Origin of the sequence: Dactylosporangium sp. NPDC006015 (genome assembly GCF_040614215.1) — a bacterium.
In the GTDB taxonomy this organism is placed as follows: domain Bacteria; phylum Actinomycetota; class Actinomycetes; order Mycobacteriales; family Micromonosporaceae; genus Dactylosporangium; species Dactylosporangium maewongense.
Map to the genome: position 1 here is coordinate 1 of NZ_JBEXUD010000037.1, position 16,288 is coordinate 16,288.

General features: G+C 71.4%; 14 protein-coding genes. 8 read left to right on the forward strand and 6 right to left on the reverse strand.

What is annotated here, in order from left to right:
- Both ABZ321_RS42420 and ABZ321_RS42425 read left to right on the forward strand, forming a co-directional pair.
- Positions 1-810, forward strand: an 810-nt coding sequence (locus ABZ321_RS42420; RefSeq protein WP_354901400.1) for a carbohydrate-binding protein, incomplete at its 5' end; no start/stop codon positions are given.
- A 60-nt stretch (positions 811-870) separates the two neighbouring features.
- Positions 871-2,976: a ThuA domain-containing protein gene (locus ABZ321_RS42425; protein ID WP_344512090.1), complete on the forward strand. Its 2,106-nt coding sequence runs from the start codon at positions 871-873 to the stop codon at positions 2,974-2,976.
- Positions 2,977-3,112: 136 nt separating this feature from the next.
- Here the strand turns inward: ABZ321_RS42425 and ABZ321_RS42430 are convergent, their stop codons facing one another.
- Positions 3,113-4,108: a GNAT family N-acetyltransferase gene (locus tag ABZ321_RS42430; protein WP_354901506.1), complete on the reverse strand. Its 996-nt coding sequence runs from the start codon at positions 4,106-4,108 to the stop codon at positions 3,113-3,115.
- A 78-nt stretch (positions 4,109-4,186) separates the two neighbouring features.
- Positions 4,187-5,143, reverse strand: a complete 957-nt coding sequence (locus ABZ321_RS42435) for a lytic murein transglycosylase (RefSeq protein WP_354901402.1) — start codon at positions 5,141-5,143, stop codon at positions 4,187-4,189.
- A gap of 247 nt (positions 5,144-5,390) precedes the next feature.
- Between ABZ321_RS42435 and ABZ321_RS42440 the strand changes: the two genes are divergently transcribed.
- Both ABZ321_RS42440 and ABZ321_RS42445 read left to right on the forward strand, forming a co-directional pair.
- A complete protein-coding gene (locus ABZ321_RS42440; protein WP_344512094.1) occupies positions 5,391-5,603 on the forward strand; it encodes a zinc ribbon domain-containing protein in 213 nt (70 codons plus the stop codon).
- A gap of 269 nt (positions 5,604-5,872) precedes the next feature.
- Positions 5,873-8,569, forward strand: a complete 2,697-nt coding sequence (locus ABZ321_RS42445; RefSeq protein WP_354901404.1) for an adenylate/guanylate cyclase domain-containing protein — start codon at positions 5,873-5,875, stop codon at positions 8,567-8,569.
- 159 nt (positions 8,570-8,728) lie between these two features.
- Here the strand turns inward: ABZ321_RS42445 and ABZ321_RS42450 are convergent, their stop codons facing one another.
- The 3 genes from ABZ321_RS42450 to ABZ321_RS42460 all read right to left on the reverse strand — a co-directional run bounded on the left by ABZ321_RS42450 (position 8,729) and on the right by ABZ321_RS42460 (position 13,172).
- Complete coding sequence (locus ABZ321_RS42450; RefSeq protein WP_344512097.1) at positions 8,729-9,757, reverse strand: 2-oxoacid:ferredoxin oxidoreductase subunit beta; 1,029 nt, start codon at positions 9,755-9,757, stop codon at positions 8,729-8,731.
- Positions 9,750-11,597 (reverse strand): 2-oxoacid:acceptor oxidoreductase subunit alpha, encoded by a 1,848-nt coding sequence (locus ABZ321_RS42455; RefSeq protein WP_354901406.1) that lies wholly within the window; start codon positions 11,595-11,597, stop codon positions 9,750-9,752. The genes ABZ321_RS42450 and ABZ321_RS42455 overlap by 8 nt, the downstream gene beginning before the upstream one ends.
- 195 nt (positions 11,598-11,792) lie before the next feature.
- Positions 11,793-13,172: a hypothetical protein gene (locus ABZ321_RS42460; RefSeq protein ID WP_354901408.1), complete on the reverse strand. Its 1,380-nt coding sequence runs from the start codon at positions 13,170-13,172 to the stop codon at positions 11,793-11,795.
- Between the two features lie 130 nt (positions 13,173-13,302).
- Here ABZ321_RS42460 and ABZ321_RS42465 point away from each other — a divergent pair, with 130 nt between their 5' ends.
- Complete coding sequence (locus ABZ321_RS42465) at positions 13,303-13,689, forward strand: NADH-quinone oxidoreductase subunit A (protein WP_344512101.1); 387 nt, start codon at positions 13,303-13,305, stop codon at positions 13,687-13,689.
- Between the two features lie 40 nt (positions 13,690-13,729).
- Here the strand turns inward: ABZ321_RS42465 and folP are convergent, their stop codons facing one another.
- The gene (gene folP, locus ABZ321_RS42470) at positions 13,730-14,593 is read right to left on the reverse strand and encodes a dihydropteroate synthase (RefSeq protein WP_344512102.1); all 864 of its coding nucleotides are present in this window, start codon (positions 14,591-14,593) and stop codon (positions 13,730-13,732) included.
- Between the two features lie 73 nt (positions 14,594-14,666).
- Between folP and ABZ321_RS42475 the strand changes: the two genes are divergently transcribed.
- From ABZ321_RS42475 to ABZ321_RS42485, 3 genes are read left to right on the forward strand one after another with little or no spacing between them, the layout of a single operon-like run.
- Positions 14,667-15,197 (forward strand): DivIVA domain-containing protein, encoded by a 531-nt coding sequence (locus tag ABZ321_RS42475; protein WP_344512104.1) that lies wholly within the window; start codon positions 14,667-14,669, stop codon positions 15,195-15,197.
- Positions 15,194-15,682 carry an SRPBCC family protein gene (locus ABZ321_RS42480; protein WP_354901410.1) on the forward strand — a complete coding sequence of 163 codons (489 nt, stop codon included), beginning with the start codon at positions 15,194-15,196 and terminating at the stop codon, positions 15,680-15,682. Before ABZ321_RS42475 ends, ABZ321_RS42480 begins: the two co-directional genes overlap by 4 nt.
- 21 nt (positions 15,683-15,703) lie before the next feature.
- The gene (locus tag ABZ321_RS42485; RefSeq protein WP_354901412.1) at positions 15,704-16,282 is read left to right on the forward strand and encodes a DNA-3-methyladenine glycosylase I; all 579 of its coding nucleotides are present in this window, start codon (positions 15,704-15,706) and stop codon (positions 16,280-16,282) included.
- The last annotated feature ends 6 nt before the right edge of the window (positions 16,283-16,288 follow it).

Genomic DNA, 16,288 nt, shown 5'->3' on the forward strand with positions numbered 1-16,288 from the left:
CTGACCGTCCACGCGCAGAACATCCTCCAGCCGCGCAAGCGGCAGGCGGAGCACTTCAAGACGTCGTCGGGCATCAACACGTTCACCAAGACGACCGCCGAGGGCGGCAAGACCGTCGGCGACATCAACAACGGCGACTGGATCCAGTTCGACCCGTACAAGCTGAACAATGCCACGAGTGTCGCCGTCCGGGCGTCGTCCGGCGGCACCGGCGGCACCGTGCAGTTCCGCACGGGCTCGGCGACGGGCCCGATCATCGGCTCCGCGACGATCCCGGTGACGGGCTCGTGGGAGACGTTCACGACGGTGACCGCGCCGATCTCCGGCGCGCCGGCCGGCACCACGTCGCTGTTCGTGACGTTCGCCGGCACCGGCACCGCCGCACTGTTCGACGTGGACAGCTTCACCTTCACGACCAGCAGCAGCGGCATCGGCCCGGTCAAGGGGCTCGCCGGCAAGTGCCTCGACGTGCGCAGCGCAGCCACGGCCGACGGTACGCAGATCCAGCTGTACACCTGCAACGGCACCAACGCGCAGACCTGGACCCGCTCCGGTCAGACGCTCCAGTCGCTCGGCAAGTGCCTGGACGTGTCCGGTGGCGGCAGCGCCGACGGCACGAAGATCCAGTTGTGGACGTGCAACGGCTCGGCGGCGCAGAACTGGGCGCCGAACGCCGACGGCACGCTGCGCAACCCGCAGTCCGGCAAGTGCCTCGACGTGTCCGGCAACAACTCCGCGGACAGCACCGTCGTGCACCTGTGGACCTGCGTCAGTCCGGCACCCGCCAACCAGAAGTGGACCCTGCCCTAACGAGGTGATCGGGCGCCCGTGCCGCCACACGGGCGCCTCCCTCCCTGCTAAGGAGATTCAGTGCGCAGAATCCTCGCCGGAGCGGGCGCCGCCATCGCCCTCGCCGCATGCTCGCTGTACACCGCCAGCCCGGCCGTCGCCGCCGACGCGCCCTACGACGTGCTCGTGTTCTCCAAGACCGCCGGCTTCCGCCACGACGCGATCCCGGCGGGCATCACCGCGATCCAGCAGCTGGGCGCGGCCAACAACTTCACCGTGACCGCCACCGAGGACGCGACCCGCTTCACGACCGCCAACCTCGCGCAGTACGAGGCGGTCGTCTTCCTCAACACCACCGGTGACGTGCTCAACGACGCCCAGCAGACGGCGTTCGAGTCGTACGTGCGCGGCGGCGGCGGATACGTCGGTGTCCACGCGGCCGCCGACACCGAGTACAGCTGGCCGTTCTACGGCAACCTCGTCGGCGCGTGGTTCGCCTCGCACCCGGCGATCCAGCAGGTCAACTCGAAGACCGAGAACCGGGCCCACCCGGCCACGGCGCACCTGCCGCAGACCTGGACCCGCACCGACGAGCTGTACAACTACCAGACCAACCCGCGCAGCAGCGCCCGCGTCCTGGCGACGCTGGACGAGTCGTCCTACTCCGGTGGGTCGATGGGCGCCGACCACCCGATCACCTGGTGCAAGACGATCGACAGCGGCCGGTCGTTCTACACCGGCTTCGGGCACACGCAGGAGTCGTACTCCGACGGCAACTTCCGCAACGAGCTCCTCGGTGGCATCCGGTACGCCGCCAAGCGCGCCAAGGCGGACTGCCGTCCCGAGAGCGGCTACACCGCGATCTACAACGGCGCCACGACCGGCTGGTCGCAGGCCGGCCCCGGCAGCTTCACCAACAGCGACGCGACGCTGACCTCCACCGGCGGCATGGGCCTGTTCTGGTACAGCGCGAAGCAGTACACGTCGTACTCGCTGAAGGCGGACTGGCGGCTCACCGGCGACAGCAACTCCGGCATCTTCGTCGGCTTCCCGAACCCGGGCACCGACCCGTGGGTCGCCGTCAACCAGGGGTACGAGATCCAGATCGACGCGACCGACGCCGCTGACCGCACCACGGGCGCCATCTACACGTTCAAGTCCGCGGACATCGCGGCCCGCGACGCGGCGCTCAACCCGGCCGGTGAGTGGAACACCTACGAGCTGCTCGTCGAGGGTCAGCGGATCCGGGTGTACCTCAACGGCAGCCTGATCAACGACTTCACCAACACCGACCCGGCCCGCAACCTCGACGGGTACATCGGCATCCAGAACCACGGCAGCGGCGACACGGCCTCGTTCCGCAACGTCCGGATCAAGGACCTCGGTGGGAACCCGTCGACGGACGTGACCGTGCAGGCCGAGTCCTTCAGCTCGGTCAACGGCGCGCAGGCCTTCACCAAGGCCGGCGCCAACAACGGCCAGACCCTCGGCTACATCGACCCGGGCGACTGGGCCGGCTACAACAACGTGAACGTCGGCGGCGCCACGTCCTTCCGGGCGCGGGTCGTGTCCGGCGGGCCCGGCGGCCAGATCCAGATCCGCAACGGCTCGCAGACCGGCACGGTCCTCGGCACCGTCAACGTGCCGAACACCGGCAGCTGGGACACCTACGCCAACGTCACCACCACGCTGACCGGCGTCCCGTCGGGCAACGCGAACATCTTCCTCACGTTCACCGGCACGGGCACCGGCCTCTTCGACGTCGATGACATCACGTTCGTGAAGGGATCGACGCCGCCGACCGGGGTCGGGCCGATCAAGGGCCTGGCCGGCAAGTGCCTCGACGTCCGCAGCAGCGGCACCGCGGACGGTACGCAGATCCAGCTGTACACCTGCAACGGCTCCGGCGCGCAGACCTGGACCCGCAACGGCCAGACCCTGCGGGCCCTCGGCAAGTGCCTCGACGTGTCCGGTGGCGGCAGCGCCGACGGCACGAAGATCCAGCTGTGGACGTGCAACGGCTCGGCGGCGCAGAACTGGGCGCCGAACGCCGACGGCACGCTGCGCAACCCGCAGTCCGGCAAGTGCCTCGACGTGTCCGGCAACAACTCCGCGGACAGCACCGTCGTGCACCTGTGGACCTGCGTCTCGCCGGTGCCGGCGAACCAGAAGTGGACCCTGCCGTAACGAACCCGCTCCACGAAGGGGCCCCGGGCATGCGCCCGGGGCCCTTTCCGCTTGGTGGCGAGGGTCAGCGTGGCCGGGGCGGGGGACCCGAGCGGGTTCACACTGGCCGGGCCGGCTGGGCACCTGGCCGATTCGTCTACTTCAGCCGGCGGAGCAGGTCGATGACGTCGGCGTCGTACTCGCGCCACTCGCGGTCCGGCTTGAAGCCCAGCTCGGCGTTGACCTTCAGCAGCGGCTCGTTCTCCGTCGCGTTCCACGTCTGCACGTCCAGCAGGTGCGGCTCGGCGGCCCGCAGCTCGAAGAGCATCCGCGCCTTGATCGCCCGGCTGATGCCGTAGCCGCGGTGCGTCGGCACCTCGATGGTGTCGTACTGGTCGGCACGGGTCGGCCGCTGCGCCGGGACGACGACCTCGGTGAGCCCCGCGATCGTGTCGGACGCCTCGTGCACCGCGAGGACGATGTACGGCTTGAGGCCGCGCGCGTGCAGCGTCGCCAGGCTGGCCCGCAGCCGCTCCGCGTCGTAGGAGCTGGGCCGCAGCTCCAGGTCCGCCACGACGGACGCCCGCGCCGCCTCCTTCGCCGCCGCGTAGGCCGCGTAGTGCTGCTCCGGCGGGCCGCCCGGGTGGTACTCGACCCGGTAGCCCGCGCCGATGCCGGCCGCCATCTCGCCCAGCCGCAGCCAGTCGACCCCGCCCAGGTCCAGCAGGTTGCGCTGCTCGATGAACGCGCACTCGAAGCCGAACGACTCGAAGAACTTGACGCTCGGGGTGCCGCCGATCACCTCGACGCCGACGGACTCGAAGCCCTCCTCGGCGGCCCGGCGGGCCACCGCGGCGAGCAGCGCCGTGTCGACGTGCCCGCGGCGGGCCGCGGGGCGCACCGACAGCTCCAGCACGCCGATCTCCTCCAGCGCGAGCAGGCTCGCGTGGCCGAGCACGTCACCGGACTCGTCGACGGCCAGCCACGACGTGCGCCGCTCGCCCGGCATCGTGACCGCGAGATACTCCCGGAACTTGACGTCACGCCACGGCGGATCCTCGGGCACGTCGAACGCCACGATCTCGTTGAGCGCCCGCAGCACCGCCTCGATCTCAGCCGCGGTCGCGGTCCCCGGGTCCCACTCGCGCACCATCACGGAGTCAAGCTTGCCTACCTTTGTGGCTCAGCGGAAGTACCGCGCCGCAGAGCGTGGCCTTTCATGTACGCGAATCTACGCCGTGCGGTCCCGGCGGCCGTAGTCGTTCGTCGCGTTGAAGACCGCCGTGCGGTACTCCTCGGGGATGTTGTACGAGTGGATGGCGGCGTTCCAGCCCTCCACCGTGGACAGGTCGCGGCCGCCGGAGCACAGGTACGCGGCCGCGGTCAGGGCCGCGTCGTCGATGTCGTTGACGTCGGTCACCCCGTCGGCGTCGGCGTCGATCCCGTACTGCTTCCAGGTGCTCGGCAGGAACTGCATCGGCCCGACCGCCCGGTCCCAGGTCTTGTCGGTGTCGATCGCGCCGCCGTCGGTGTCCTTGATCGCCTGCCGGTTGCTCTGCCCGTCCAGCGGCGGGCCGATGATCGCCGGCACGGACTTGCCGTCGTCCTGCACCAGCGCGCCGCCCGTCCGGCCGTGGTCCGACTCGATCTTCGCGATGCCGGCGAGGGTGGTCCAGGTCAGCTTGCAGCCCGGGGTGGTGCGGGCGGTGATCAGCTCCGCGTACCCGTACGCCTGCAGCGACACCGGCGGGATGTTGAGCTTCACCGCGCGCGGGCCGGCCCACGCGGCCAGGACGTCCGACGGGCGCTCCTTCGTGCCGGCGGGCGGGCTGAACGTCGTCGGCGGCGTCTGCGGCACGGGCGCGTCGCCGGTCTCGATCCCGCCCGGGGTCGCGGTCGGCGGCGGCGGGGCGGAGCTGCCGGCCCGCTGCTCGGACACGGCCGGGACGAGGTACTTGCCGGACGCGTAGGCGGCGCCGAGCACCAGGGCGAGCGCGAGGCCGACGACGAGCACCCGGCCGCCGGGCTGGCGCAGCCACACCCGCAGCCCCTCGAAGCGGGCCGGCCGGCTCTGCAGGACGTCGGCGGGCGCGTCCGGCTTCCCGGTGGTCGCGGGTGCCGGTGTCGTGGTCGCCGGGTCGCCGGGCTCCTTCGCGGCGTGCTTCGGGACGTGGCGCTGCGACGGCACGCTCGGTGATGCTGCCGAGGCATTGTCGGTGGTGGATTTGTCGTTTTTCGCCGCTCTTTTACCGTGTTTCGACGGAGGATTCCCCGGGACGGGGTCCTCATCCGGCGCGGGTGAGCGGATCGCGGTCACCGAGAGTGTGTCCACTGTGGTGGGTTTGTGCTCGTCGGGCCGGGGACCGCGGTTCTGTGCCACCCGTCGAGTATTCCGTACTTGCCGCGCACGTGTCACCGTCGCCTAACCTGTGGGGATGCCTCGTTACGAGTACCGGTGCAGGGCCTGCGGCGACACGTTCGAAGTCCAGCGGCCGATGGCTGAAGCCAATGCGAACGCCGCATGTCCGGCGGGCCACGACGACACGGTGAAGCTGCTGTCGACAGTCGCCGTCAATGGTGTCAACGCCGCGGGCATCTCGCAGCGTCCTTCCGGTGGCGGATGTTGCGGCGGCTCGTGCGGTTGTTGATGCATTGTTACGGGCCGGTTTCGCAATAACCGCCGGACGGCTTTGATGTTGTGGCCTAGCGTGCCACAACTCGGCCGGTCAGGTTGTCGTTACGTCACGCGAAACCCACTCGAGCTTCACCCCCGTATGCTTGCTGACCTGCTTGGAAGAGTGCAGACCAACGTCTGTCCGACCTTGAGGACGACTGGTTGGGGACCGTTTCTACGATGCGTGCGACCCAGGGGTGGGGAAACATGGGTCACGCCTGAAAAGGGAGGCGGGGGTTTCACGTGTCGGCGCGGACGCATCTGCCCAGCGGGCTGGTGACATTCCTGTTCACCGACATCGAGGGCTCGACTCGACTTGCCCAGATGCTCGGCACGGGATACCGGCCGGTGCTCCAGGAGCACCGGCAGGTGATCCGTCGCGCACTGTCAAAAGCGGACGGTGTTGAACTCTTCACCGAGGGTGACTCGCTCTTCGTCGCGTTCGCCGACGCCGCCGCCGCGCTCACCGCCTGCATCGAGGCGCAGCGCGAGCTCGCCGCCCACGACTGGCCGGCCGCGCCCGACGGGTCCGACGCCCGGCCGAGGGTCCGCATGGGCCTGCACACCGGGTTCGCCGAGCCCTACGGCGGGGAGTACACGTCGCCGGAGGTGCACCGCGCGGCCCGCGTCGCCGCCGCCGCCCACGGCGGGCAGGTCCTGTGCTCCGCGGCCACCGCCGGCCGCGTCGGCGGGCTCGACGGCGCCCTCGGCGACGACGCCTACCTGCTCGACCTGGGCCTGCACCGGCTGCGCGGCTTCGACGGCTGCGAGCGGATCTTCCAGCTGGTCGCCCCGGGCCTGGACCGCCAGTTCCCCCGGCCGCGCACCATCGACGCGCCCGCCCACAACCTGCCGGTGCAGACGACCCGGTTCATCGGCCGCGCCGCCGAACGCGCCGCCGTGCGCGACCTCGTCGGCGCCCACCGCCTCGTCACCGTGGTCGGCGCCGGCGGCGCCGGCAAGACCCGCCTCGCCGTCGAGGCCGCCGGTGAGCTCGTCGAGCAGTTCCGCGACGGGGTCTGGTTCGCCGACCTCAGCGCCGTCGCGACCAGCGACCTCGTCGACGTCGCCGTCGCGGCCGCCGCCGGGCTGCGCCCCGAGCCGGGCCGGCCCGTCATCCAGACCCTCGCCGACCACGTCCGCGACCGGCGGATGCTGTTCCTGCTCGACACGTCCGACGCGCAGCTGCCCGCGGCCCGCCGGCTCGTGTCGCGGCTGCTGTCCACCGGACCGGAGGTGACCGTCCTGGCGACCAGCCGCGAGCCGCTCGGCCTCGCCGGCGAGGTCGTCTGGCGGATCCCGCCGCTGTCGGTCGAGGCGGCCAGCGGCGGCGGGTTCAGCGACGCCGTCGCGCTGCTGGTCGACCGGGCCTCCGCCGCGCGGGGCGGCCGGCCCGCCGAGCCCGGCGACATCGCCCAGCTCACCCGGGTCGCCGAGGCCCTGGAAGGGCTGCCGCTCGCGCTGGAGCTCGCCGCGGCGCGGCTGCGGCTGCTGTCCGCCGCGCAGCTCGCGGCCCGCATCGACGACGTCCTCGGCACCCTGGACGCCGGCCGCGGCGCCTCGTCCGACACCGACGTCCCCGGCAACCGGCACCGCACGATGCAGGCCGCCGTGGACTGGTCGTACCGGACGCTCGACGACCGCGCCGCCCGGCTGCTGCGCCGGCTGTCGGTCTTCGCCAGCCCCGTCGACCTGCCCGCGATCGAGTGGCTGCACGACGGCGACCCCCTCGACCCGCTCGCGACCCTCGTCGACAAGTCGCTGCTGCAGGCGGAGGCCGGCGCGACGAACGCGACCTACCGCATGCTCGACCCGATCCGCGCCTACGCCGCCCGGCGCCTCGTCGAGGCCGGCGAGGAGGAGCCGGCCCGGGAGCGGCACGTCGCCTGGTGCCTCCAGGCCGCGCACGACGCCCACGTCGACGCCGAGGGGCGGCCCGTCACGCTGTCGCTCTACACCCTCGACCCGCTCGCCGACGAGCTGCGGGCGGCCCTGCACTGGACCGTGACCCGCGGCAGCGCCCGGCAGGGCCTCGCCGTCGCCGGTGCGCTCGACCAGTGGTGGCGGGAGCGCGGCCTGGTCCGTGAGGGTCGCATGTGGCTGTTCCGCCTGTACGAGCGGATCAGCGCGACCGGTGAGCCCGTCCCCGACGCGGAGCTCGCGGCGGCCTACCACATGCACTCCCTGCACGCGGGCGCCGACGGTGAGACGGTCGAGGAGCTGCGCTTCTCGCAGCGGGCCGAGGCCGCGGCGCGCCGGGCCGGCGACCCCGGGCTGCTCGCGCGGGTGCTCGCCGGGCGGGGCGCGCCGCTGCTGGACATGGGCCGCTTCGACGAGGCCGAGCGCGGCTGCCGGGAGGTGATCGCCCTCGCCGAGGAGCAGGGCGTCGCGGGTGAGACGCTCTTCGCCGTCTACGCCCTCGCGCAGCTGCTGTGGCGCCGCGGCGCGCTCGACGAGGCCGCCGACCTGCTGGCGTCCGCCCGCACGCTGGAGAACTCCCGCCCGACGGAGCGCGGCCGGCGCACCGTCGACATGCTGCTCGGCATGGTCGCGCTGTCCCGCGGCGACCTGGTCGCGGCGCACGACCACCTGATCGTGGCGCTGCGGTCGCGGATGAGCTTCGGCTTCCACCTGCGGGTGTGCGAGGCGCTGATGGCGATCGCGGTGCGCTGCTCCCTCGCCGGCGAGACCGGCACCGCGGCGCGGCTCTTCGGCGCCGCCCAGGCGGCCATGGTGCGGCTGCGCTGCTCCGCCGGCGGGTTCGGCGCGTACTGGACGGAGCAGCAGGCCGCGCTGCGCACCGCGATGGGCGACGCGGACTTCGACGAGGCCTACGCCGCCGGTGGCGCGCTGAGCCTGGAGGAGTCGGTGGCCCTGGCCCTGACGATCGAGCACCCGGACCTGGTGGCCGGCTCGATCCGCTTCTCCGCCGCCGAATAGCCGGAGCCGGACAGCCAGATGGGGTGACAGCCCGCCGGGGGATTACCCCGTTGCACTGCCACCCCACCTCAGGGAGGGCTCACCGACGTGTCGGTGCGCTACCTCTTCAGACGCATCGGCTGCTGTACAGGTTGCCTGCAGGATCGTCTACAGGATCGTCTACAGGATCGTCCACGTGTCGCCGCTGTTGAGCAGGGCGCCGAGCTCCTCCTCGGGGGTGCCCTTCGCCTTGGCCTTCGCCGTGGTGAGCTGGTCGCGGACCAGGTCGTCGTAGGCGGGCCGCTCCACATTGCGGAACACCCCGATCGGGGTGTTGCGCAGGTCGAGGCCCGGCAGCCGGGACAGCGCGAACGCGTAGGCGGGTTCGGCGACGGACTCGTCGTGCACGACGATCTCCTCCGGCGCCGCCGACGCCGTCGGCACCACGGACAGGCCGAAGCCGCCCGGCGGGTGCGTCACCGCCCACTCGCCGTCCTTGCCGAACGTGATCGGCTGGCCGTGCTCCAGGCGGATCGTGAAGTCGTCCCGGGTGGCGGGCTCCTTCAACGCGTCGAACGCGCCGTCGTTGAAGATGTTGCAGTTCTGGTAGATCTCCACGAACGCCGACCCGCGGTGATCGGCCGCGGCCCGCAGCACCGACTGCAGGTGCTTGCGGTCGGAGTCGATGGTGCGGGCGACGAAGCTCGCCTCCGCGCCCAGGGCCAGGGAGATCGGGTTGAACGGCGAGTCCGCCGAGCCCGCCGGCGTCGACTTCGTGATCTTGCCGATCTCCGACGTGGGCGAGTACTGACCCTTCGTCAGGCCGTAGATTTTGTTGTTGAACAGCAGGATCTTCAGGTTGACGTTGCGGCGCAGCGCGTGGATCAAGTGGTTGCCGCCGATCGACAGCGCGTCACCGTCGCCGGTCACCACCCACACCGACAGGTCGGGGCGGGACACCGACAGGCCGCTGGCGATCGCCGGCGCGCGGCCGTGGATCGAGTGCATGCCGTAGGTGTTCATGTAGTACGGGAAGCGCGACGAGCAGCCGATGCCGGAGACGAACACGATCCGCTCGCGCGGGATGCCGAGCTCCGGCATGAACGACTGGACCGCGGCCAGGATCGCGTAGTCCCCGCAGCCGGGGCACCAGCGCACCTCCTGGTCGGACTTGAAGTCCTTCGTCGTCAGCTTGAGTGCCTCAGGCATTCTTGACCACTTCCTCCAGCACGGACTCCAGCTCCGCGGCGGTGAAGGGCAGGCCGCGGACCTGGTTGTACGCGATCGCGTCGATCAGGAACTTCGAACGGATGACGCCGGCCAGCTGGCCGAGGTTCATCTCGGGGATGACGACCTTGTCGTAGGCCGCGAGCACCGCGCCGAGGTTCTTCGGCATCGGCGACAGGTGCCGCAGGTGCGCCTGCGCGATCGGCAGCCCGCGCTGGCGCAGGGCCCGCGCGGCGGCGCCGATCGGGCCGTAGGTGGAGCCCCAGCCGAGCACCAGCACGCGGGCGGTGCCGTCGGGGTCCTCGACCTCGACGTCGGGCACCTCGATGCCCTCGATCCGGGCGGCGCGGGTGCGCACCATGAAGTCGTGGTTGGCCGGGTCGTAGGAGATGTCGCCGGTCTTGTCGGCCTTCTCCAGGCCGCCGATGCGGTGCTCCAGGCCGGGCGTGCCGGGGACCGCCCACGGGCGGGCGAGGGTCACCGGGTCGCGCAGGTACGGCAGGAACGTCGTGCCGTCCTCGCTGTTGGGCTCGGTCGCGAACTCGGTCCGCAGGTCCGGCAGGTCCGCGACCTCCGGCAGCCGCCACGGCTCGGAGCCGTTGGCGATGTACCCGTCGGAGAGCAGGATCACCGGGGTGCGGTAGGTCAGTGCGATCCGGGCCGCCTCGATCGCGGCGTTGAAGCAGTCGGCGGGGGAGCGCGGCGCGATGACCGCCACCGGGGCCTCGCCGTGCCGGCCGAACAGCGCCATGTTGAGGTCAGCCTGCTCGGTCTTGGTCGGCAGGCCGGTGGACGGGCCGGCCCGCTGCACGTCGATGATGAGCAGCGGCAGCTCCAGGGCCACCGCGAGGGAGATGGTCTCGCCCTTGAGGGCGACACCCGGGCCCGACGTGGTCGTCACGCCCAGCGCGCCGCCGTAGGACGCGCCGAGGGCCACGCCGATCGCGGCGATCTCGTCCTCGGCCTGCACCGTCGTCACGCCGAACTTCTTGTGCTTGCTCAGCTCGTGCAGGATGTCCGACGCGGGCGTGATCGGGTACGCGCCCAGGAAGACGGGCAGCTCCGCCCGTACACCTGCCGCGACGACACCGAGAGCGAGCGCGGCGTTGCCGGTGATGTTGCGGTAGTTGCCCGCGGTCATCTTGGCGGGCTTGACCTCGTAGCGGACCGCGAACGCCTCGGTCGTCTCGCCGAAGTTCCACCCCGCGTTGAAGGCGGCGATGTTGGCGGCGACGAGCTCCGGCCGGGCGGCGAACTTGCGCTCCAGGAAGCGCAGCGTCGACTCGTGCGGGCGGGAGTACATCCACGACAGCAGGCCGAGGGCGAACATGTTCTTGGCCCGCTCGGCGTCCTTCTTGGACACGCCGTGCGACTCCAGCGCCTTCACGGTCATCGACGTGAGGCCGACCGGCGCGACGGCCCAGCCCTCGAGCGAGCCGTCCTCGAGCGGGTTGCTGGCGTAGCCGACCTTCGCCAGGTTGCGCTTCGTGAACTCGTCGGTGTTGACGATGATCGAGGCGCCCTTGGGCAGGTCGGCGAGGTTGGCCTTCAGCGCCGCCGGGTTCATCGCCACCAGGACGTTGGGTGCGTCGCCCGGCGTCAGGATGTCGAAGTCGGCGAAGTGGACCTGGAAGCTCGACACGCCCGGCAGGGTGCCGGCGGGCGCGCGGATCTCCGCGGGGAAGTTAGGCAAGGTCGAGATGTCGTTGCCGAGCTGCGCGGTTTCCGACGTGAAACGGTCACCGGTGAGCTGCATGCCGTCGCCGGAGTCGCCAGCGAACCTGATGACCACTCGATCCAGCTGGCGGACCTGCTTGGTCACGTGAGCTGACCTCCTGTTTAAGCCGGCGGAGCGGGGATGCGGTGGTGCGACGACATCGTCGAGCCGGCCCGATCCTTCTGTCACTCAGAGGGTACGTCGAAGGTCCGCGCCTGCCGCCTTCGCAGGTGCCGCTGTGCGTCGGATCCCGGATTTGTGCGGCTGACGTCGAACCGCGCAAACACCACTATTCTGCGCTTACTCCTCCGGCTGCCGGAAGCTGGAGCCCGCGACGGGGCCCTTCGGCAGCCTCGGCAGCGTCAATGACCTGGGCATCGGCGTGCGCTGGGGCAGCGGCGGTAGATCTTCGTCACTTCTTCGCGGCTCTGGTACCAATCTCTGGGACGCATCGTCCCGTGGACCGGAATCGTCTCGCATGCCGGGCTCATCGGGGGTCGCGGACTCGTCCCGCAGGCGTCGCCGCAGCGAGAACACGACCAGGAACCCCACCAGCGCGACCAGCCCGATGATCCCGCCGATGAACGGCAGGCTGGACAGCTGGCTGCCGGTCACGGCCACCGGCGACGCCGGGGCGTCGGTGGGGAGCTCCACCTCGCCGGCGAGCGGCGGACCGGTGATCTTGTAGTCGGTGCGGGTCTCGACCGGATCCAGGCCGATCGGCGCCAGGTAGCCGTGCACCGCGCCCGTCAGCGGCACCTCGGCCCGGGCGGAGGCGCTGATCGACAGCACGAAACCGGCCGGCACCTCCTTGCCCGCGGCGACGTCGCCCAGCTCACAGCGTGACCGCTCGGGCGACAGCTTCCGCTGTGCCCGGCAGACGCTCGGGAACGACACCACGTCGACCCCGGGCGGGGTGACCACCTCGACCGCGCCGACAGCCTTCGCCGAGCCGGTATTGCGCAGCTTGACCTGGAGCGTGGCGGTTTCGGTGCGCGGCGTCGCCTGCGACGGGAGGGTCAAGGGGTCGGCTGTCAACTCGATGCCGGGCACTGGGGGCTTCGTGCTGAACGTGATTGAGAAGTTCCGCACTTTCTCCGGGAAGTTCTCCATCACGGCCGTCACGTTGCCGGACCCGGACAGCCGCCAAGCGTCCGGCGCGACGTCGACGTCGACCACGACCCGGCCGATCTTCCCCGGCGCGAGCGGGCAGGAGAAGCTCAGGGTGCCGTTGCTGGTCCGGCAGCCGTCGATGCCGTAGCCGCCGGTGGCGCGGGTCCCGCTGGGGAAGGTGTAGAAGCCGGTGATGGTCTCCGGGGTCTCGCCGAGGTTCTGGACCGAGACGACCAGCTTCGAGGCGCCGTTGCCCTGCCAGTACGCGTCGCCGAGGACCACGTCGCTCACCGACACCGTGAACTTGCGCACCTTCTGCGCCGGTGGCGGCGGCGCCTTGGTCGTCGGGCGCGGCGTCGGGGACTGTGTCGTCGGCTTCTCGGTCGGCGAGGCCGGCGGTGTCGGCGGCTCCGTGGTGACCGGCGGATCCGTCGGCGCCGTGGTCGACTCCTCCGGGTCCGGCTCCGCGTACGCGGCCGGGGTGAGCGTGAAGAGCAACGCGCAGGAGGTGCTCAGCGCGACGAAGGCAGCACGAAGCCGGGCGCGGCGGCGCGCGGGTGCTTCCATGGGGGCGTCCTCGTATCCTGGCGGCGGTCCGCTTGCTGCTTGATTGCCGTGCGGCAAGGAAGCCCATTATCTAGACAAGTTCTGGTTTCGGCATGTCGGAGTTCGTGGTTGTGCGAGTACGGTGCGTGGCGTGAGTGGCTATCTAGGTAGTTATGCGACGCTCGGCCTCCTGCTTCTGGTCGGTGCCGGCGTTTTTGTGGCCGCCTTTACGACCGCTCGGCTGCTGGGACCGCGCCGATCGGCGGACAGTGGGGCGACCGCCGCGAAGTTCGACACCTACGAATGCGGGCTCGACCCGGTGGGCGGCGACTGGGCGCAGGCACAGATCCGGTACTACGTGTACGCGTTCCTGTACGCGCTGTTCGCGGTGGAGAGCGTGTTCCTCTTCCCCTGGGCCGTGATCTTCGACCGGCCCGGGTTCGGGACCGCCGCGGTCGTCGAGATGGCGATCTTCGTGGCGGTCCTCGCCCTGGGGATCCTCTACGCGTGGCGCAAGCGCATCCTGCGCTGGACCTGACGCGGGTCCTTGCCCGGTCCAGGCCCGGTCCGGGCCCGGTTCAGGCCAGGCCGCGCCGGGCGACCGCGGGCTGCCGGTCGCCCCTGATCGCCGCCACCGTGTCCAGGACCCGGCGGGTCGCCCGCACCTGGTGGGCCCGGAAGACCCGCGCTCCCAGCCACGCCGACACCGCCGTGGCCGCCAGGGTGCCCTCCAGGCGCTCGCCGACCGGCAGGTCGAGGGTCTCGCCGATGAAGTCCTTGTTCGACAGCGCCACCAGCACGGGCCAGCCGGTCGCGGTCATCTCGCCGAGCCGGTTGGTGATCGCGAGCGAGTGCCGTGTGTTTTTCCCGAAGTCGTGCGCCGGATCGATGAGGATGCCGTCCCTGCGGACCCCCAGGGCGACCGCCCGCTCGGCGAGGGCCGTGACTGTCCGTACGACATCCTCGACGGGATCCGCGAACGCCACCCGATGCGGGCGGGTCCTCGGGGTGAGCCCGCCGGCGTGGGAGCAGACCAGGCCCGCGCCGGTCTCCGCGGCGACGACGGCGAGGTCCGGGTCGGCGCCCGCCCACGTGTCGTTGATCAGGTCCGCGCCGGCCGCGATCACCTCCCGGGCCACCTCCGCCCGCCACGTGTCGATGGAGATGACCACGTCAGGGAAGCGCTCCCGGACCTTCGCGACCGTTGGCAGCGTCCGGCGCAGCTCCTCCGCCGCGTCCACGGTGCTGCCCGGACCGGCCTTCACCCCGCCGATGTCGATGATGTCCGCGCCCTCGCCGACCGCCGCCTCGACCGCCCGCAGCGCCGCGTCCTCGGCGAACGTCGCGCCCTTGTCGAAGAACGAGTCCGGCGTCCGGTTCACGATCGCCATCACCGCGTAGTCACTGTCGGTGAACTGCCGGCCGCCCAGCCGAAACATCATGGATCCTCCGTCTTTCCTTCAGATGGGTGTGCCGGGGTCGCCCGCGCTCAGTCAGCGTGCCACGATTCCCCCTATGGCTGAGTTCCTCCTGGTGTTGATCGCCGCCGTGGTCGTCGGGGCCATCGGGTTCGGCGTGTCCTTGTTGATCACCGGCGACGACCCGGGGATCGAAGGTCACGAGCCCGACGGGCGCGCGGTGCCCCTGCCGTCCTCCCGCCCCCTGGTCGAGGGCGACGTCGGGCAGGTCCGCTTCGACACCACCCTCCGTGGGTACCGGATGGCGCAGGTCGACGCGGCGCTGCGCCGCGCCGGCTATGACATCGGCTACAAGGAGGAGCTGATCCAGGTCCTCGAGGCCGAGGTCAAGGCGCTGCGCGACGGGCGCACCGAGGACGCCGACGCGCTGCGCGACGCCCGCGAGGCGGCGGTCACCGGTGCCGGCGGCAACGTCGTGCTGTCCTCGCCGTCCGGCTCGCCCTCGGCCGAGTCCGAGTCCGAGTCGGAGTCCGCGGCCGAGCCCGCCGTCGTCGACCTGGACAAGCGGGCCACCGACGACGACAGCGCCGCGCACACCTGGGGCGCGCCCTCCCCGGTGGTGAAGTGACCGATTCGTCCTTCGACGACGAGGTCGCCCGGCCCGGCACCGGCGAGGTGACCGCGACGGTGATCGTCCGGGCGCCCGCCGAGCGGGTCTTCGCCGCGCTCATCGACTGGCCCCGGCAGAGCGACTGGATCCCGTTCACCACGGTCCGCGTCCTGTCCGGGGACGGCGGCGAGGGCAGCTCGATCGAGGCCGTCACGCGCGTCGGCCCGGCCGCGCTGCGCGACCTCATGCGGGTGGTGAAGGTCGATCCCCCGTACGAGGTCCGCGTCGTGCACCACGGCAAGGTGCTGCGCGGCCCCGGGGTGCTGCGCTGCACGCCGCTGGGCAGCAACCGCACCCAGGTCGTCTGGCACGAGTGGTTCCACCTGCCGGCCGGGGCCGCCGGGAAGGCGGCCTGGCCGGTCCTCTGGCCCGGCTCCAAGGTCAGCCTCACCGGCGCCCTGCGACGCTTCGCCCGGCTCGTCGAGACGGGGAAACTGTCGTAGGCCTGCAGTACATTGCGGGGCGTGGTTGATGTGGTGGTGGGCGACGACGGGCTCGCCAGGTGTGCGTGGGGCGCCTCGACGCCCGACTACGCGGTCTATCACGACACCGAGTGGGGCCGGCCCGTCCGCGACGACAACGGGCTCTTCGAGCGGCTCACCCTGGAGGCCTTCCAGTCCGGCCTGTCGTGGATCACGATCCTGCGCAAGCGGCCCGCGTTCCGTGCCGCGTTCGCGGACTTCGACATCGCCAAGGTCGCCGAGTTCGGCGAGGCCGACGTCGAGCGGCTCCTCGGCGACGCCGGCATCGTGCGCAACCGGGCGAAGATCGAGGCCGCCGTCGCCAATGCCCGCGCCGCCGCCGACCTCCCCGGCGGGATCGCCGCGCTGTTGTGGTCCTTCGCACCCGAGCCGCGAGCCGCCCGCCCCGCCAGCTTCGCCGAGGTGCCGGCCTCGACCGTCGAGTCCAAAGCGCTGGCCAAGGCCCTGAAGCGGCACGGTTTCAGGTTCGTCGGCCCGACGACGGCTTATGCCCTCATGCAGGCCACCGGCATGGTCGACGATCATCTCGCCTCTTGTTTTGTGCAGCTCGACCGACCATGATCCGGA